19 protein-coding genes and 1 other annotated feature are annotated in these 19,270 nt (G+C 37.6%); of the genes, 3 read left to right on the top strand and 16 right to left on the bottom strand.

What is annotated here, in order from left to right:
* Positions 1–42 precede the first annotated feature (42 nt).
* A complete protein-coding gene (locus AC0OM3_RS01625; RefSeq protein ID WP_000793128.1) occupies positions 43–1,110 on the bottom strand; it encodes an AI-2E family transporter in 1,068 nt (355 codons plus the stop codon).
* Between the two features lie 175 nt (positions 1,111–1,285).
* On the opposite strand from AC0OM3_RS01625, the gene AC0OM3_RS01620 reads away from it, so the two are divergent.
* Complete coding sequence (locus AC0OM3_RS01620; RefSeq protein ID WP_000242539.1) at positions 1,286–1,498, top strand: hypothetical protein; 213 nt, start codon at positions 1,286–1,288, stop codon at positions 1,496–1,498.
* Between the two features lie 46 nt (positions 1,499–1,544).
* On the opposite strand, the gene AC0OM3_RS01615 is transcribed toward AC0OM3_RS01620, so the two are convergent.
* From AC0OM3_RS01615 to cymR, 7 genes are all read right to left on the bottom strand, one after another.
* Positions 1,545–1,673, bottom strand: a complete 129-nt coding sequence (locus AC0OM3_RS01615) for a YrzQ family protein (RefSeq protein WP_001053553.1) — start codon at positions 1,671–1,673, stop codon at positions 1,545–1,547.
* 18 nt (positions 1,674–1,691) lie between these two features.
* Entirely contained in the window at positions 1,692–1,880 is a 189-nt protein-coding gene (locus AC0OM3_RS01610; RefSeq protein WP_000469281.1) for a hypothetical protein, read from the bottom strand.
* 127 nt (positions 1,881–2,007) lie between these two features.
* Entirely contained in the window at positions 2,008–4,344 is a 2,337-nt protein-coding gene (gene recD2 / locus AC0OM3_RS01605; RefSeq protein ID WP_000528087.1) for an SF1B family DNA helicase RecD2, read from the bottom strand.
* Between the two features lie 95 nt (positions 4,345–4,439).
* Complete coding sequence (locus tag AC0OM3_RS01600; protein ID WP_474211014.1) at positions 4,440–5,099, bottom strand: tetratricopeptide repeat protein; 660 nt, start codon at positions 5,097–5,099, stop codon at positions 4,440–4,442.
* Between the two features lie 109 nt (positions 5,100–5,208).
* Complete coding sequence (mnmA, locus tag AC0OM3_RS01595) at positions 5,209–6,324, bottom strand: tRNA 2-thiouridine(34) synthase MnmA (protein WP_001038010.1); 1,116 nt, start codon at positions 6,322–6,324, stop codon at positions 5,209–5,211.
* A gap of 16 nt (positions 6,325–6,340) precedes the next feature.
* On the bottom strand, positions 6,341–7,486 hold the full coding sequence (locus tag AC0OM3_RS01590) for a cysteine desulfurase family protein (protein WP_000439895.1): 1,146 nt from the start codon (positions 7,484–7,486) through the stop codon (positions 6,341–6,343).
* Positions 7,487–7,521: 35 nt separating this feature from the next.
* Positions 7,522–7,938: a cysteine metabolism transcriptional regulator CymR gene (cymR, locus tag AC0OM3_RS01585; RefSeq protein ID WP_000704116.1), complete on the bottom strand. Its 417-nt coding sequence runs from the start codon at positions 7,936–7,938 to the stop codon at positions 7,522–7,524.
* A gap of 293 nt (positions 7,939–8,231) precedes the next feature.
* On the opposite strand from cymR, the gene AC0OM3_RS01580 reads away from it, so the two are divergent.
* Both AC0OM3_RS01580 and AC0OM3_RS01575 read left to right on the top strand, forming a co-directional pair.
* Positions 8,232–9,518 (top strand): replication-associated recombination protein A, encoded by a 1,287-nt coding sequence (locus AC0OM3_RS01580; protein ID WP_000812921.1) that lies wholly within the window; start codon positions 8,232–8,234, stop codon positions 9,516–9,518.
* A gap of 37 nt (positions 9,519–9,555) precedes the next feature.
* Positions 9,556–10,197, top strand: coding sequence for an RsfA family transcriptional regulator (locus AC0OM3_RS01575; protein WP_000857709.1), 642 nt, complete (start codon positions 9,556–9,558; stop codon positions 10,195–10,197).
* Between the two features lie 479 nt (positions 10,198–10,676).
* Here AC0OM3_RS01575 and AC0OM3_RS01570 read toward each other — a convergent pair whose 3' ends face one another.
* The 8 genes from AC0OM3_RS01570 to AC0OM3_RS01535 all read right to left on the bottom strand — a co-directional run bounded on the left by AC0OM3_RS01570 (position 10,677) and on the right by AC0OM3_RS01535 (position 19,269).
* A complete protein-coding gene (locus AC0OM3_RS01570; RefSeq protein ID WP_000903177.1) occupies positions 10,677–11,444 on the bottom strand; it encodes a tRNA threonylcarbamoyladenosine dehydratase in 768 nt (255 codons plus the stop codon).
* 334 nt (positions 11,445–11,778) lie between these two features.
* The gene (gene aspS, locus AC0OM3_RS01565) at positions 11,779–13,560 is read right to left on the bottom strand and encodes an aspartate--tRNA ligase (protein WP_000840925.1); all 1,782 of its coding nucleotides are present in this window, start codon (positions 13,558–13,560) and stop codon (positions 11,779–11,781) included.
* Between the two features lie 12 nt (positions 13,561–13,572).
* Positions 13,573–14,844 carry a histidine--tRNA ligase gene (hisS, locus tag AC0OM3_RS01560; RefSeq protein WP_033673109.1) on the bottom strand — a complete coding sequence of 424 codons (1,272 nt, stop codon included), beginning with the start codon at positions 14,842–14,844 and terminating at the stop codon, positions 13,573–13,575.
* 69 nt (positions 14,845–14,913) lie between these two features.
* Positions 14,914–15,144 (bottom strand) — a binding site (T-box leader).
* Between the two features lie 54 nt (positions 15,145–15,198).
* Complete coding sequence (locus AC0OM3_RS01555) at positions 15,199–15,375, bottom strand: hypothetical protein (RefSeq protein ID WP_001242605.1); 177 nt, start codon at positions 15,373–15,375, stop codon at positions 15,199–15,201.
* A gap of 82 nt (positions 15,376–15,457) precedes the next feature.
* Positions 15,458–15,790 (bottom strand): YrdB family protein, encoded by a 333-nt coding sequence (locus tag AC0OM3_RS01550; protein WP_000938749.1) that lies wholly within the window; start codon positions 15,788–15,790, stop codon positions 15,458–15,460.
* Between the two features lie 115 nt (positions 15,791–15,905).
* Positions 15,906–16,346: a D-tyrosyl-tRNA(Tyr) deacylase gene (locus AC0OM3_RS01545; RefSeq protein WP_001266965.1), complete on the bottom strand. Its 441-nt coding sequence runs from the start codon at positions 16,344–16,346 to the stop codon at positions 15,906–15,908.
* A 16-nt stretch (positions 16,347–16,362) separates the two neighbouring features.
* Positions 16,363–18,546, bottom strand: a complete 2,184-nt coding sequence (gene relA / locus AC0OM3_RS01540; RefSeq protein ID WP_001262803.1) for a GTP diphosphokinase — start codon at positions 18,544–18,546, stop codon at positions 16,363–16,365.
* Between the two features lie 210 nt (positions 18,547–18,756).
* Positions 18,757–19,269: an adenine phosphoribosyltransferase gene (locus AC0OM3_RS01535; RefSeq protein WP_000346215.1), complete on the bottom strand. Its 513-nt coding sequence runs from the start codon at positions 19,267–19,269 to the stop codon at positions 18,757–18,759.
* Between the last annotated feature and the right edge of the window lies 1 nt (position 19,270).

Here is a 19,270-nt window from a genome sequence, read left to right as displayed (position 1 = left end):
ATATGATTAGCCCTCTATTTCTTACATAGAGGGCTTCTATACTTACACATCTTCTTTTTTCAAGAGCGGTCTCACATGAACAATGACAGTGCGAATAACTGCTAAAATCGGAACCGATATTAGCAATCCTACAATCCCAGCTACCTCTCCCCCAACTAGTAAGGCAAGCATAATAATAACGGGATGCATACGAAGTGACTTACCAACGATGTAAGGCGATAAAATGTTACTCTCCACAAATTGCAAAATCGCAATCGTGATCCCCGCCTTAATAAGTAAACTCGTTGATACTGTTGCTGCAATCATTAAGGTCGGGATCGCTCCTAAAATAGGACCGAAGTACGGGATTATATCCGTTACCCCAATAATAATGCCAAGCAATAATGGATATTTCATACCGATAAACCAAAAAGAAAGAGCTGATACTCCCCCTAATACTAAACAAACAAATAACTGTCCTCGAATATAACTTCCAAGTGACTTATCAATTTCTTTCGCAAGCATTTGCCCCGTACCTCGCCATTTACTTGGGACTAGTTTCCAAAAGATATGATAAAACTCACCATAATCTTTTAATATGTAAAATACAATGAACGGTATTAAGAAAATAATGAGCAATGAATCGAGTACACCACGAGCTGTACTCATCACTTTATTTAAAAGCGCTTGAATCTTCGTTTCCACACCCACAAAAAGTTGTTTCACCTTTTCATGAATGAACGAAGGGAAATTCGCTGTTTGTTCTGTAACGCCATCCATCCACGAATCGTACATCTTTGTAAACTGGGGAAATTGTTCATTAATCTCTTGTAACTGTTTAATAACGACTGGTGTTCCTTTATAAATCCCATAACCAATTCCGCCAAAGAAAAGGATATAAATGAGCAAAATGGCAAGTGTACGGGGCATCCCTTCCTTATGAATTTTTTCAATTAAAGGGTGCAATAAATACGCAATAAAACACGCGATAAGAAACGGCGTAATCGCTACTTTAAATACAAAAATAATCGGTGCCCATAGCGGCTTAATTTTTAAAAAGACGAGCAGACAAAGAAAAACAAGTAACAATAATCCTAAACGATATATCCAAATGATTTTAAGATTCTTCACATGAAAAACCTCCTCCACCTTTATTTTGAAAATAAATGGGGTAGGTTATGTGCGAAACTTTTAAAATCTTTTCATACGGACCATACTGTTTTTTAAAGACGTACATATAAATAACATAACAAGGACAACCACCCTGAGAATACAGCATGAATTAATATAATCAGGAGGGCTAATTATGGTTTTGTTTATGCTTGGATTATCAGCACTTTTTATGATTCTTGAATGGATTTGTATCGGGTTCGGTATTTGGAAGGGGTTCTTTATTCGTTCTTCACGTAAAGAAAAAGCGAAGCAATTATGGCAGTATGGAATACTTGGCGTTGGCTGCTACGGTCTATCTTATCTTTTCTCAGAAATCGGACTTTTTTATTTACATATGAGTGCATAAAAAAACTCCCTTGTCTATAAGGGAGTTTTTCACTTTATCGAAATGATTATAAGTAAGACTTAATCATCTTACGTGCTTTTTTCATATTGCGTTTTGAAAATACATCTTGTTTACGAGCATATTGATATGCTGCAGCTCCAACACCTAATGCGATTAATGAATTGCGTAGATTCAAAGTAAATCCCCCTTTTCGTTATCCGATCGTTCTTTCATTCTCATCAAATAAATCATCAAGAGAGCTTAATGAACCGTCTTCCTCAACTTGATGTGTATGGATTTTCCCCTTTGAAACCGATAATTCGATATAACAATTCCAGCAATAAAATTGGTTGACACCTATTTTTCCAATGTCTTTCCCTTTGCAATTTGGACAAATGAACATATGGCTTTCATCTCCTTACAGTCTCCCAGATTCTATTCGCCATTATGTCCAAACTGCATTCATTTATACATTGCTGGAACCTTTCAACGCTATGCGTTTGAAAGTTTCACTATATAATTTCACCTTGTTACATGAAATCATACGGTGAAATGTTTTCCACGTCCATTTCCTCGCCATTAACTGTGACCATCTGTACTTCTCCTTGTGATTCTTGCAAGCGACTAGCTAAGGTTGTTTGACGCATTGCATCATCAAGGCGATTTACACCAGATTGGAAAGCTGCTTCCTCTCCGCAAATAATAAGGAACTTCTTACTTCTTGTAATACCCGTGTAAATTAAATTACGACGTAACATACGGTTGTAACTCCTCACGATTGGCATAATAACAATCGGAAATTCACTACCTTGTGATTTATGAATGGAACAACAATATGCATGCGTAATTTGATTTAAATCGGGCTTCGTATACGTTACCTCAATTCCATCAAACGAAACGATAATCATATCTTGTTGCTCAACGTTTTCTTTCGCATAAAACACCGAAACAATTTCCCCAATATCACCATTAAACACTTGGCTCTCCGGCTGATTCACAAGTTGCAGTACTTTATCGCCTCTTCGGTACACAACATCACCGTAAGCAATTTCTTTACTCTTTTCCCTCTTCGGATTAAATACTTGTTGCAACGCTTCGTTTAATACATTAATACCAGCAGGCCCGCGGTACATCGGTGCTAATACTTGTACATCTCTTGCGCTAAAGCCTTTTGTTTTAGCATTTTCACAAACTTTTTTCACAACCTCAACAATTTGAGCTCCTGTACAGCCGATAAATGAACGATCTTTTTGATTTTGTGCTAAATCTGGTGGTAGAGTTCCATTTTTTATCGCATGGGCAAGTTGAATCACTGATGAGCCTTCCGCTTGACGATAAATTTCAGTAAGCTTCACCGTCGGAACTGCGCCTGCATTTAATAAATCTTTTAATACTTGTCCAGGTCCTACAGATGGCAACTGATCTTCATCACCTACAACGATAACTTGAATGTTCGTCGGCAACGACTTAAATAGCTGATTTGCAAGCCAAATATCAACCATTGAAAATTCATCGATAATAAGGAGCTTACCTTGGACAGGATCCGTTTCATTACGCTGGAACGATCCTTCTGGCGTCCAACCAAGTAAACGGTGAATTGTGCAAGCTGGAAGTCCTGTTGATTCACTCATTCGCTTCGCTGCTCTTCCTGTTGGAGCTGTTAATAGTATTGGAAATGGATTATCATCACTGTATTCATTCGGATTTAACGATAACCCGTGTAGTGATGCATACATTTCAACAATCCCTTTAATAACTGTTGTTTTCCCTGTTCCTGGTCCACCTGTCAATAACATCATCGGTTTATGAAGTGCCGTTTGAATTGCTTCTTGCTGAAACGGTGCATATTGTACGTTCAGTTGTTCTTCAATTTCACCTAACGTTTTTAACACTTCTGCTTCTGGAAATGAAGGTGTTTCTTCTTGATTCATAAGCCTGCGAATAGACTTTACAACACCTTTCTCAGAGTAGAATAACGTTGCTAAATACACTCGTTCTTCTTCTATGATGACTTTCCCTTCGCTTTGCATCGTTTCAATACAACCTATAATATCTTCCTCAGTCACTCTTCCTTCTTGATTGTTTAAAAGTGACATCGTTTCTCTTACAAGTTGATCTTTCCTCATATAAACGTGACCAAGTTGTAATGAGACATTCTCTAATGTGTAAAAACATCCTGCGCGTACACGGTCGTCATGATTACCCGATATCCCTAACGCACGCCCTATATCATCTGCTCTTCCAAAACCAATCCCATCCACTTCTTCGATAAGTTGATACGGATTATTACGAATCACTTCTAATGTCATCTCTTTATATTGCTGGTAAATCTTAATAGAAAGTTTCGTTCCAAAACCGTAGCCATTTAAAAAGCTCATTACTTTCTCTAGCCCTTGATGTTCAACAATTGTCTCATATATTTCCTGAGCCTTTTGTTTATTAACAACACCATTTAATGCCTCAGGGTCATCCATAATTTTCGAAATAGCATGTTCTCCGAGATGGTCCACAATTTTTTCAGCTGTACGCTTTCCTATCCCTTTAAATAAATCACTCGCTAAATATTGCACCATACCTGCTTTTGTTTGCGGCAATTCTTTTTTAAATGTTTCAACCATATATTGTTTTCCATACTTTGGATGGTCCTTAAAGTGACCTGTCAATGTAAACACTTCATCTTCATGCATGCGGGGAAAATGACCGTTTATCATTACTTTCTTTTCGTCATATGTTTCATTCGTTTCAATGACTTTCATACTGACAACGGAATAGAGGTTTTCTTCGTTGTGGAAAATGGTATGAAGAACTTGCGCTTTTATAAACTTTTTCTCTTCCTCAAACAAATCCATTGCATGTTGATTTCCCATCTTTCCTCTCCTTTCCGATATTTTCACTTTAATGAGCAGTACATCCCCCACCTTTTTAGATGAGGGATAACTACCCATTAAACTATATTTTTATCTTATTCAGCTTCTTGCTCTAATAAACGAATGCCATTCCCCGCTAAAAAGTGATCTGGCTGAATTTCAGTTGCTTTCTTAAATAAAGCGAGAGCCTTCTCATTATCTTCCTCAAATACGTACGCAACACCTAAATTGTAATACGCATCTGCATGCTCTTCATCCATTTCTAATACCTTTTTAAAATAAGGTTTCGCCTCTTGAATGTGTTCTAGTCGCGCGAAGCAAAGTCCACACTGGAATACAGCTTCTACATCGTTTTCATCTAATTCTGTTGCTCTTTGTAAGAATGGTAGTGCAAGACGATCATTTCCAAGCTGCACATGTGTGATACCTACCATAAATGTTACATCAGCTGATTGTAACCCAGCTTGCATTGCTTGTTCAAATACAGCTTTCGCCTCATTAAATTGCTCTTGGCCGTAATATACGTTTCCTAAACCATAATAGGCAGCTGCAGATTTATCATCTAACTCTAGTGCACGTTTATAAAATAAAATCGCTCGCTCACTATCACCTAATACGTCTAATAAATTTGCAAAATTAATGTATCCCAGCGCATCTTTCGGATTTTCTTCGATTGCTTCTGTAAAATTTTTAGCTGCTTCTTCCCAATTTCCTTCTTGCATATATTGAATACCTGTTTCAAGTTTGTTTGACATGTCCTTCACCTCTACAACAAATTATAACAAAGAATGTATTTTCCAAGCGAACGAAAATTCGCTTTATGTAAAAGAAACCTCTAACCGCTAATCGGCAGAGGCTTCTCGTTTATCCTAAATAATCCAATTTCTTACCACTACGGTATACTTCATCAATTGTAGCACCGCCTAAGCACTCATCTCCATCATAGAAAACGACTGCTTGTCCTGGTGTAATTGCACGAATTGGCTCATCACAAAGAATACGAACTGTATTTTCATCAACGATTTGAACCGTTACTTTATTGTCTTCTTGACGATAACGGAATTTCGCCGTGCACTTAAATTCTGTTTCTTTTTCTTTGTTACTTACCCATCCTACATTGGTGGCAATAACTTCATCACCATATAGAAGTTCGTTATGGAATCCTTGATCAACATATAAAATGTTTTCTTTTAGGTTTTTCCCAACAGCAAACCATGGATCACCATTACCACCAATTCCAAGGCCATGACGTTGTCCAATTGTATAATACATTAAACCGTCATGCTTCCCTTTCACTTCACCAGATAATGTTTGCATTACACCTGGTTGTGCCGGTAAGTAGTTACTTAAGAAATCTTTAAAGTTACGCTCACCAATGAAGCAAATACCTGTACTATCTTTTTTCGCCGCTGTCGCTAAACCAGCTTCTTTCGCCATTTCACGAATTTGCGGTTTCTTTAATTCACCTAACGGGAACATTGTTTTTGATAATTGCTCTTGGCTTAATTGATTTAAGAAATATGTTTGATCTTTATTATCATCAACACCGCGAAGCATTTTATATTCGCCGTCCATATAAGCAACGCGTGCATAATGGCCTGTTGCCACATAATCCGCACCAAGCGCAATTGCATGCTCTAAAAATGCTTTAAATTTAATTTCTTTATTACACATTACATCTGGGTTTGGTGTACGACCAGCTCGGTACTCATCTAAGAAGTACGTAAATACTTTATCCCAGTATTGTTTTTCAAAGTTTACTGCATAATACGGAATACCAATTTGGTTACACACTTCAATTACATCATTGTAATCTTCTGTTGCTGTGCAGACACCATTCTCATCTGTATCATCCCAGTTTTTCATAAAAATTCCGATTACATCATAACCTTGCTCTTTTAATAAAAGTGCTGCTACAGATGAATCGACGCCACCGGACATTCCGATGACAACGCGTGTTTCGTGAGGTAGTTTGTTCATCATGTCACCTCCCATGCTAATTTTGTGTTAATCGCTTCACGATTTTCACTGTTTCGTACGCCGCTTTTTCAATTTGCTCTTTCGTATTTCCAAGTCCAAAACTAAAGCGTACGGATGAACGTATTTGATCGGAGTCTTTCCCAAACATCGCTACTAATACATGTGATGGATCAATCGAACCAGCTGTACAAGCAGAACCACTTGATACTGAAATGCCAGCTAGGTCTAAGTTCACAAGAAACGGTTCAATGTTCATTCCTGTAAAACTTATATTAAGTACATGCGGTAAGCGATGTTCTAAGTTTCCGTTTACCTCGAAAGTAATGCCTTCATTTTTGAAGACAGATACCATTATATCTTTAAACTCTTCATATTGGGCATTTTTTTGCTCACGAGTTTTTTCAGCTATAAGAATTGCATGCTGAAGCCCAGCAATACTAGGAACATTTTCCGTACCAGCACGGCGTTTTCTTTCTTGCTCTCCGCCTATTAATAACGGTTCAAATTTCACATTTGCACCAGCGTATAAGAAACCTATACCTTTTGGCCCATTAATTTTATGAGCTGAAATTGATAATAAATCAATACCAAACTCTTTCACATTAATTTCTACTAAACCGTAAGCTTGTACCGCATCTGTATGGAAATACGCTTGATGCTCTTTTAACAGCTTTCCTATTTCCACAATCGGTTGCATCGTCCCTACTTCATTATTCCCAAACATAACAGATACAAGAATCGTCTTTTCTGTTAATGCCTTTTGTATGTCAGAAACTTGAATGCGCCCTGTTTCATCGACAGGTAAATATGTCACTTCAAACCCTTCACGCTCTAACAATTCGCACGTATGCAAAATCGCATGATGTTCAATTTGCGTCGTTATTATGTGGTTACCTTTATGACGATTCGCACGTGCTACACCTATAAGCGCTAAATTATCAGCTTCTGTACCACCGCTCGTAAATATAATTTCATTCGGATTCGCATGAATGCTGCGTGCACACACTCGTCTCGCCTCATCTACTGTGTGACGAGTTTGACGTCCATAAAAGTGAATACTAGACGGGTTCCCGAATATTTCTGTCATATATGGAATCATCTTTTCGACCACTTCTGGGTGAGTCGGAGATGTCGCAGCATGATCTAAGTAAATGCGTTCCATTAAATCTCCTTCTTTCCAAATCGTTTCACAAGGAATTAAATGTAAAACATATAGCCCCCGTGATTTTCTTCCTCATAACGTACTAAATCTTCTAACGTTGTACTATCTAACACTTCTTGCACCGCATCACGAACACGCATCCATAACTGGCGCTGTGCTGGCTCTTCTTCTTCTATCATTTCTACAACACTAATCGGTCCCTCTAATACACGTATTACATCACCAGCTGTAATGTTAGCCGGTTGATCAGATAATACATATCCGCCATATGCCCCGCGCGTACTCTTTACAAGACGAGCGTTACGAAGCGGTGAAATTAATTGCTCTAAGTAATGCTCGGATAAGTCATGCGCCTGCGCAATTGATTTTAATGAAATCGGACCTTCACCAAACTTTTTTGCAAGATCAATCATAATTGTTAAGCCATAGCGGCCTTTTGTTGAAATCTTCATCTATTTTGCACCTCGTTTCAAATTTTCACTTCTATTGGTTATATCTTATTTATAAAAAGAACACAATTTAAAATCCTATGAAATTATAGCATAATATAGTATTATAAGAAATTTCAACTTGTGTATCAAAATGATAACATAAAATCACATTGAAAAACTCGGAAATTATTACAATTGAAAGAAAAATGAAAATATTATCCTTCATTTTTCCCATAAAACAGCATCCTATTTCAAATTTCGTAGAAAAAAATGATACGATAGAACGAGATTATATATTAAGGGAGACGGTCCAAATGAAACAACCACTCGCACATCGAATGCGCCCTACAAATATTCAAGAAATTATTGGGCAACAACATTTAGTTGGTGAAGGAAAGATTTTATGGCGAATGGTCCAAGCCAATCATTTTCAATCTATGATTTTATACGGTCCTCCAGGTACAGGAAAAACATCCATTGCCAGTGCAATTGCTGGAAGTACCGGTACCCCGTTTCGTCTATTGAATGCTGTTACTCACAATAAAAAAGATATGGAAGTTGTCGTACAAGAAGCGAAGATGCATCGACACCTCGTTTTAATTTTAGATGAAGTTCACCGTCTAGATAAAGCAAAGCAAGACTTTCTATTACCTCACTTAGAAAGCGGACTTCTTACTTTAATTGGTGCAACGACAAGTAATCCATTCCATGCAATAAACTCCGCTATTCGAAGCAGGTGTCAAATTTTCGAATTACACGCACTAACAGAAGATGATATTTTAATTGGGTTAAAAAGAGCTTTAGAAGATAAAGAAAAAGGCCTTGGAGAATATGCTGTAACGGTAACAGATGAAGCACTACATCACTTTGCAAACGCCTCTGGTGGTGATATGCGTTCCGCTTATAACGCACTTGAGCTTGCTGTATTATCTAGCTTTACTACAGACGATCAAGCGGCTGAAATCACACTCGAGATTGCGGAAGAATGCTTACAAAAGAAGAGCTTCGTTCACGACAAAGGCGGCGATGCTCATTATGACGTATTATCAGCATTTCAAAAATCAGTGCGCGGAAGTGATGTAAATGCAGCGCTCCATTATTTAGCACGCCTTATTGAAGCAGGTGATTTACAAAGTATTGGCAGACGCCTTCTTATTATGGCTTATGAAGATATTGGACTTGCTAGCCCACAAGCTGGACCACGTACACTAGCTGCAATTGAATCAGCTGAACGAGTTGGATTCCCAGAAGCACGCATCCCACTTGCAAATGCCGTTATCGAGCTATGCTTATCACCAAAATCAAATTCAGCTTATAAAGCACTGGATGCTGCATTACACGATTTACGCAACGGTCAAACAGGTGACATTCCAAGCCATTTAAAAGATAGTCATTACAAAGGCGCAGAATCACTTGGAAGAGGCATTGGATATTTATATCCACACGACCATCCAAACGGCTGGGTAAGGCAACAATACTTACCTGATAAAATAAAAAGCAAGCAATATTATAAACCGAAAACGACAGGGAAATTTGAGCAAGCTCTTTCTACTGTTTATGAAAGATTACAAACTTCGAATAAAACGAAAAATAAAGGGTAACATAAACGAAAACGTCACCATTATGGAGGCTTCGCTTATGAAAACACGTCAAGATGCATGGACAAAAGAAGATGATCTCCTTTTAGCAGAAACTGTTTTACGACATATTCGCAGCGGAAGTACACAAATAAAAGCATTCGATGAAGTTGGCGATGCGTTGAACCGGACTTCAGCAGCTTGCGGCTTTAGATGGAACGCTGAAGTAAGACCGAATTACGAAGATGCGGTGCAGCTTGCAAAAAAACAACGTAAAGAATTAAAACGTTCTGAAGCTAATATAGAAAAAGATCGGTTCACAAAAACGAAGCAACTCGTAATTGACGCCGATTTTTCAGAAGATATTACGCCAAGTAAACAAGATCTTACAATGCAAAATGTCATCTCATTTTTACAAAATTTAGAACATAACAATCCTTCACTTGCAAAGTTGCAAACTGAAAATGATGTATTACAAGCTCAGCTCACTTCTCTGCAAAAAACGAATCATGAACTTGAAACGAAATTAGCGGTACTCACAAAAAAACAACAAGCAATCGAAGAAGATTACGCGATGCTTGTTCGAATTATGGATCGTGCTCGAAAACTTGTTTCAGTCGAAGAGCAAGAAGAGCAAATTGCCCCGATTTTCAAAACTGATCAAAACGGGAATTTAGATATTATTTATTCTGCAGAGAATTAAAAACAGGGATGTCACTTTTTTAACTGAGTGACATCCCTGTTTGTTTTTGGTGAAGCGTACATATATATGCGCGTGTCGGTAAATGAAATTATATTAACGATTTTTCAAATATTTCTATCACAACTTGCAATATATCAACGATTCGACAAAGATTGACAATAACACTCCTCCCTGTCATACAAGGAAACTCCTAATGTTTATTGGATAATTTTCACTAAAATGTTATTGTAAACATATATCTTTAAAGGGAGATGGTTGCTATTTCATTCATAATCTTCAAAATAACTCTTGGCCTTCTCATCCTGACTTTAGCTCTTTTCACCATTAAAAGTCTACACAATACGTCCGCCTATAAATCAGATAAATATGATTATTACTTACTAACCTTACTTACATTTGAACTAGTAGTGATGCAAATATCCATATTTCTTTAATACATATAAAAAAGCATATATCCGAAATGGATATATGCTTTCACTTTATTCTTGCCCTACACGCTTCACTTCTACGTTTTTAATACGTTCACGTACAACGTGACTTGCCATAATTAGGCCTGCCACTGATGGTACGAATGCATTTGATGAAGGCGGTAATTTCGCTTTACGAATTTTTGCATTTTCGTCTGGTACAATTTCTTTACGTACCTCTTCACGAATTACGATTGGGTTTTCGTCAGAAAAGACAACTTTTACACCTTTTTTAATACCCTCTTTACGAAGCTTCGTACGAATGACTTTCGCAATTGGATCTGTATGTGTTTTAGAGATATCTGCAATACGGAAACGAGTTGGGTCCATTTTATTTGCAGCACCCATACTTGAGATAATTTTAATTTTGCGACGTAAGCACTGTTTAATTAAATGAATTTTGAACGTAATCGTATCAGATGCATCCACTACGAAGTCCAAACCGTGCTTAAAGAACTCTTCATATGTTTCATCTGTATAAAACATTTCTAGTCCAATTACTTCACACTCTGGGTTAATGTCTGCGATACGCTCTTTCATTAATTCTACTTTTGAACGTCCTACAGTAGATACTAAAGCGTGAATTTGACGGTTTACGTTTGTAATATCTACAACGTCTTTATCAACTAATACGAGACGTCCTACGCCAGAACGTGCTAACGCTTCAGCTGCAAAAGAACCTACGCCGCCAATTCCTAAAATACCGACTGTACTATTTTTTAATATTTCAAGTCCTTCTTTACCGAAGGCTAATTCATTACGTGAAAATTGATGTAACATTCAGCTCTACACTCCTATTACAAAAATGGTCTACCATGTATTCTAGCGTTTTTCCGACTATTTGTATAGAAAAAGTTATAGAATTCCTAAAAATACATATTTCGAGAATGAAAACATAGACCAGAATTTTCTTTCTTCCTAAATACACGTTTGATTCAGAGAACCGAACAGATCGAGGCACGTATGATAGGAGAAGCGTAGTGTAGAGTTACTACTCGAGCACCGGACTAGCATACATAACGATGAGATGCGACAGTTATCTGAACCGGACTTTTTAAACTTCCTTCCAAAAAAAAGTCTAGATGGTATTAGTATAACCATCTAGACCCTATTCTTACTTCTCTTCTTTTAAGCTTAATTTTAATTTTAAGTTTAACTCTTCAAGCTGCGCTTCTGCAACTGGGCTTGGAGCTTCTGTTAATAAGCAGCTTGCGCTTGCTGTTTTCGGGAATGCAATTGTATCACGAAGGTTCGTACGGCCTGCAAGTAACATAACAAGACGATCTAAACCTAATGCGATTCCGCCGTGTGGTGGTGTACCGTATTCGAATGCTTCTAATAAGAATCCGAATTGCTCTTGCGCTTCTTCTTGTGAGAATCCAAGTGCTTTGAACATTTTTTCTTGTACGTCACGCTCGTAAATACGAAGTGATCCACCACCAAGCTCATAACCGTTTAATACAAGGTCATATGCTTGTGCACGTGCTTTTTCTGGTGCTGTTTCTAGTAACTCAACGTCTTCACGGAATGGCATTGTGAATGGGTGGTGAGCTGCGAAGTAACGATCTGCATCTTCATCGTACTCAAGAAGTGGCCAATCCGTTACCCATAGGAAGTTAAATTTACTTTCGTCAATTAGCTCAAGCTCTTTACCTAGACGTAAACGAAGTGCGCCTAAGCTATCTGCAACAACGCTCTTCTTATCTGCTACGAATAGTAATAAGTCGCCAGCAGTAGCTTCTAATGTGCTCATTAACACATTTGCATCTTCTTCACTGAAGAATTTCGCAATCGGTCCTTTTAGGCCGTCTTCTTCCACTTTAAGCCAAGCTAGACCTTTCGCACCGTATACTTTCACGAATTCAGTTAATGCATCGATGTCTTTGCGAGAGTATTTGCTCGCAGCGCCTTTTGCATTAATTGCTTTTACTTGTCCGCCGCTTTCTACAGCACTTGTAAACACTTTAAAGCCACAACCTGCTGCAAACTCAGATAAGTCTGTTAGTTCCATTTCAAAGCGTGTATCTGGCTTATCAGAACCGTAGCGAGCCATTGCATCAGCATATTTCATACGAGGGAATGGTGCACTAACTTCTACACCCTTTGCATCCTTCATAACTTTCGTCATCATACGCTCCATCATATCTAAAATTTCATCTTGTGTTAAGAATGAAGCTTCGATATCGATTTGCGTGAATTCAGGTTGACGGTCTGCACGTAAATCTTCGTCACGGAAACAGCGTGCTACTTGATAGTAGCGCTCAAATCCGCCGACCATAAGAAGCTGTTTAAATAGCTGTGGAGACTGTGGTAACGCATAGAATTCACCATCATGTACACGACTTGGTACTAAATAGTCACGAGCTCCTTCTGGCGTGCTTTTCGTTAAAATTGGTGTTTCTACTTCTAAGAACTCTTCTGTATCTAGGAAGTTACGAATTGTTTTTGTTACGTCGTGACGCATTTTGAATGTATTGAACATTACAGGACGACGTAAGTCTAAATAACGATATTTTAAACGCACATCTTCTGATGCATCTGTATCATCAGCAATGATAATTGGCGTTGTTTTCGCTGCATTTAGTACATTTACTTTTATTGCTTGTACTTCAATACGACCAGTCGCCATATTGTCATTAATTGCGCCTTCACCACGTTCAACAACTGTACCTTCTACGTGTAATACGTATTCGCTACGAATTGTTTCTGCTACTTCTAACGCTTCTTTTGATGTTTCTGGGTTAAATACAACTTGTACGATACCTGTACGGTCACGTAAATCGATAAAGATTAATCCACCTAAGTCACGGCGTTTTTGTACCCAACCTTTTAATTGAACCGTCTGTCCAACTGCTTCTACTGTTACTTTTCCACATGAATGTGTTCTTTCAGCCACTGTAAGTTCCCCCTATATTAATTTCTCTGCTACGTATGAAGCAAATACATCTAATGCTACTTCTTCTTGTTCGCCCGTTGCCATATCTTTTAAGTTAATGATGCCTTTATCTAGCTCATCTTCCCCTAATACAGCTACAAATTTCGCTTTTAGACGATCTGCTGATTTAAATTGTGCTTTCATTTTGCGGTCTAAATAATCTTTCTCAACTGATAATCCAGCTTTTCGAAGATCAAACGCAACTTTTGCAGCATGATCTTTTGCTTTTTCACCAAGCGCTACAACGTAACAATCAATGCTATGTTCAATTGGTAATTCAATATTTTCAGCTTTTAGCGCCATAATTAAACGTTCAATACTCATCGCAAAACCGATACCTGGCATTTCTGGTCCACCGATTTCTTGTACAAGTCCGTTGTAACGTCCACCACCACTTAATGTAGTGATAGCACCGAAACCTTCTGCCTCACTCATAATTTCAAATACAGTGTGTTGGTAGTAGTCTAAACCACGTACTAAGTTCGGATCTTTTTCAAATGGAACATCCATCATCGTTAATAGTTCTTGAACTTTGTCGTAGTATACTGCTGAATCTTCGTTTAAGTATTCTGTAATAGATGGTGCTGTTCCCATTAATTCATGGTTACGGTCCTTCTTACAATCTAAAATACGAAGAGGGTTCTTTTCTAAACGAGATTGACAGTCAGAACAGAACTCACCGATACGTGGCTCAAAGTGTGCGATTAATGCATCACGGTGTGCTTGACGGCTTGCTGTGTCACCTAAACTGTTTAATACAACTTTAATATTTTTTAAGCCCATGCCGCGGTAAAATTCAACAGCAAGCGCAATTACTTCTGCATCAATTGCAGGGTCATTACTGCCGATTGCTTCGATACCGAATTGTACGAATTGACGATAGCGACCCGCTTGTGGTCTTTCATAACGGAACATTTGACCGATATAATATAATTTCGTTGGTTGTGTTGCGTCACCGAACATTTTATTTTCAACGTAAGAACGTACAACAGGTGCAGTGCCTTCTGGACGTAATGTTAAGCTGCGCTCTCCACGATCTTGGAATGAGTACATTTCTTTTTGTACGATATCTGTCGTATCACCAACACCACGTAAAAATAACTCAGTGTGTTCAAAAATCGGTGTACGAATTTCTTTATAATTGTAACGACGGCAAATTTCGCGTGCTTGCCCTTCGATATACTGCCATAACTCAACAGTGCCTGGAAGAATATCTTGCGTTCCCCGTGGGATTTGAATAGACATATTCAGTTCCTCCTCAAATTGTTTTAATCTTAATAAAAATAAAAAAACTCCCGCCTCTACTGTTTGAACAGTAGGGACGAGAGTATTATACCCGTGGTGCCACCCTAATTGAAGCACGTATGCTTCCACTTTTTTAATAACGCTTAAATGTGCGTTCATCCCTACTAAGCGTATATGCCGTTCAAGTTGAAACCTCTAGAGTGTCATTCAATCAGTCATCATGTAGAAATGTTTTCAGCCTAAGACATTTCTTCTCTTTCCATGTGTGTCTCATTTACTCTTCTCTATCAACGGTTATATTCATATGTAAATATAAAATTACTATACGTTTGTTCAGTAGGATTGTCAAGTGCTCTAAGAGCGTTCAATCTGCTTCTTTAAACGCTTTACATCTTGAAGAGAAATCCCAAACTCGGAAGCAAGCTCCATTGAAGTATTGTTTTGCTCTTTTGAAATAAAATCATGAAAATTCACGTTAAATAGCTGATTTGCACCATTTGTAACAGAATGCCCTTTTTCATTCATACGCATACGTATATCCCTCACATTCAATATGGATGTTTTACTTTTTATTGTTCCATATTGATGAGAGAGTTATACATAACCGAAACTGCTATTGATTCCAAATAAACATTAGTATTCGATTTACAACAATAACAATAGCCAGTCCACTTGCTAGCATATGATGCTTCAAATGATATAACGCTACAATACCTACTCCAAATACGATAATTTCTAGTAATACATGTAATATACCTTGTACTTCCCATTCTGCATGTGGAGCTCCAAATAGCCCCCAAATGACAGCAAAAACAATTGGAATTATAATAGCAAGTGTAATTTTTATAGCCATTGTTGTTCCTACTCGAAACCCCCAGTATCCAACAATCCCAAGAATACATAACTCTAGCATAAAACGTAAAGCTATATTAAATTCTTGAAGCATACTACACCTTCTTTTCCTTTTATTCCCCTTTAAATTAATCCTATGATAAATGAACAAAACATACAACAATGTATAAAAAAGAGAGGATTATATAACCCTCTCTTTTTTATCAACACTATTTACTTTCTACAATTAAGGTCACCGGACCATCATTGATCAAAGAAACATCCATCATTGCTCCGAACTTTCCTGTTTCCACATGTAATCCTTGTTTACGAACTTCTTCATTAAAGAAATCGTATAAACGCTCTGCATAATCAGGTTTCGCAGCATCCATAAAGTTTGGACGTCTTCCCTTGCGGCAATCTCCGTATAATGTGAATTGCGAAATAGATAGAACTTGTCCTTCTACATCAAGTACAGAATGATTCATCTTTCCGCTCTCATCTTCAAAAATACGTAAGTTCGCAATTTTTTCTGCAATGTAAGTTGCATCTTTTTCTGTATCTTCATGCGTAATGCCAACTAGTAATGTTAAACCGAACGGAATTTGTCCTACGATCTCACCGTCTACTGTGACAGACGCTTTCTTTGATCGTTGTAAAACAACTCTCATCTTTCTACACTCCCTATTAATGCATCATGCGTCGTACTGCATAAATTTCTGGAACGCGTTTAATGCGTTCTACTACTTTTTTCAAGTGTTGTAAGTTACGAATCGAGATTGACATATTAATTGTTGCCATCTTATTACGGTCACTTCTACCAGAAACAGCTGAAATGTACGTTTTCGTCTCTGTAACAGCTTGCAGTACTTCATTTAATAAACCACGGCGATCGTAACCTGAAATTTCAATATCAACGTTATACTCAATTTCTTTTTCAGGGCTACCTTCCCACTCTACTTCTAATAATCGTTCTACAGCTTCTTCTGTATGAACGTTTACACAATCACGGCGGTGAATCGATACACCTCGACCTTTCGTAATATACCCAACGATATCATCACCTGGAACTGGGTTACAGCATTTCGATAAACGGATTAATAAATTATCAGCACCGCTTACCTTTACACCAGAATCCCATTTTCGAATTTTCATCGGTTTACGAACTTCTTTAACTTCAACAATTTCTTCTTCTTCGCGTTGTTTGCGGAACTTGTCCGTTAGTCGCGTAACAATTTGCGAAGCTGTAATTCCACTATATCCAACTGCTGCAAACATATCTTCTTCATTTGCAAAGTTAAATTTTTCAGCGACGCGTTTTAAGTTATCAGGCGCTAATACTTCTTTCATCTCATACTCTAGACCACGTACTTCCTTTTCAACAAGTTCACGGCCTTTTTCAATATTTTCGTCTCTACGTTGTTTCTTAAAGAATTGACGAATTTTATTTTTCGCATGAGATGTTTGAGCAAGTTTTACCCAATCTTGACTTGGGCCATATGAATGTTTCGACGTTAAAATTTCAATGATGTCGCCTGTTTTTAATTTATAATCCAGCGTCACCATTTTCCCGTTTACTTTTGCACCAATTGTTTTATTCCCAATTTCCGAATGGACACGATACGCGAAATCAATCGGAACCGATCCAAGTGGTAATTCCATTACATCGCCTTTCGGTGTAAAGACGAACACCATGTCAGAGAATAAATCAATTTTTAATGACTCCATAAATTCTTCTGCATTAGAAGCTTCATTTTGCCATTCTAATATTTGACGGAACCATGTGAGTTTCTTCTCTAATGTACCTGTTGTTTCTGCTGTTTTTCCTTCTTTGTACGCCCAGTGTGCCGCGATCCCGAATTCTGCAATTTCGTGCATTTCTTTCGTTCGAATTTGCACTTCAAGTGGATCACCTTTCGGTCCAATTACAGTCGTATGAAGAGATTGATATAGATTTGCTTTTGGCATTGCAATATAATCTTTAAAACGACCTGGCATCGGCTTCCAGCACGTATGAATAATTCCAAGCACCGCATAACAATCTTTAATACTATTTACAACGACACGTACAGCTAATAAATCGTAAATTTCATTGAACTGCTTATTTTGCAGTGCCATTTTACGATAAATACTGTAAATATGTTTCGGTCTTCCAGAAATCTCAGGTTGTATCGCAACTTCGTCTAATTTCTCACGAATACCAGTCATTACTTCCTCTAAATATTCTTCACGTTCTGCACGTTTACGCTTCATTAAATTTACAATACGATAATATTGTTGTGGATTTAAATAGCGAAGTGACGTATCCTCTAGCTCCCACTTAATAGTACTAATTCCGAGTCTATGTGCTAAAGGTGCAAAGATTTCTAACGTTTCATTCGCTATGCGACGCTGCTTCTCTTGAGGCAAATGTTTCAATGTACGCATGTTATGAAGACGATCAGCTAGTTTAATTAAAATAACTCGAATATCTTGAGCCATTGCAATAAACATTTTGCGATGGTTTTCTGCTTGTTGTTGTTCGTGAGATTTATATTTAATCTTCCCAAGCTTTGTAACACCATCAACAAGCATAGCAATTTCTTTGTTAAATTCCCGTTCAATATCTTCTAACGTAATCTCTGTATCTTCCACTACATCATGTAAGAAACCTGCTGATACCGTAGCTGGATCCATGTGTAAATCAACTAAAATACCTGCAACTTGAATCGGATGAATAATATACGGTTCACCCGATTTTCTATATTGTTCGCTATGCGCATCACGTGCATATTCATAGGCACGTGCCACTAGCTCAATATCTTCATCCGCTAAATATTGACTTGCTTTCTCGAGTACCTGTTCAGCTGTTAGTACCTGCTCATTTGCCATCGAATCACCTTTTATTGAAAATTGACTTTATCTTTATTTAATAGAATAAATTATATTCTATCATTATAACCCAATGATTGTGAATTGTGAAAAGGAAAAGATTTTACTGACATTTCACCATGATTTTTTGTTCAATTATACAAAAGTACCCGCTCCTCTCCAAGAGATTCACGGGTACTTTTTATCACCGTAGTTTTACCTATATAGTGATTAGTATTTTTCTAATACTAATACATCGTAACCATCTAACATTTTACGACCATCTAAGTAAGTAAGTTCTACTAAGAATGCAATCCCTGCTACAACTCCGCCAAGTTCTTCAACTAACTTAATTGTCGCTTCGATTGTTCCACCTGTAGCTAATAGATCATCTGTAATTAATACGCGTTGACCTGGCTTAATTGCATCTTTATGGATTGTTAAAACATCTTTACCATATTCTTTACCGTAGTCAACTGTAATTACTTCACGTGGTAATTTTCCTAATTTACGAACTGGTGCAAATCCTACTTCTAACGCATAAGAAACTGGGCAACCGATAATGAAACCACGAGCTTCTGGTCCTACTACAACATCGATATCTCTTTCTTTTGCGTACTCAACGATTGCATCTGTTGCTGCTTTGTATGCTTTACCGTCATTCATTAAAGGTGTAATGTCTTTAAACACAATACCTTCTTTCGGATAATCCGGTACAATTGCGATATGTTGCTTGAAATCCATA

It is taken from the genome of Bacillus sp. FAU20, from assembly GCF_056033865.1.
Note: the sequence above shows the minus strand (reverse complement) of the source record. Positions and strands in the feature narration are given on the sequence as shown.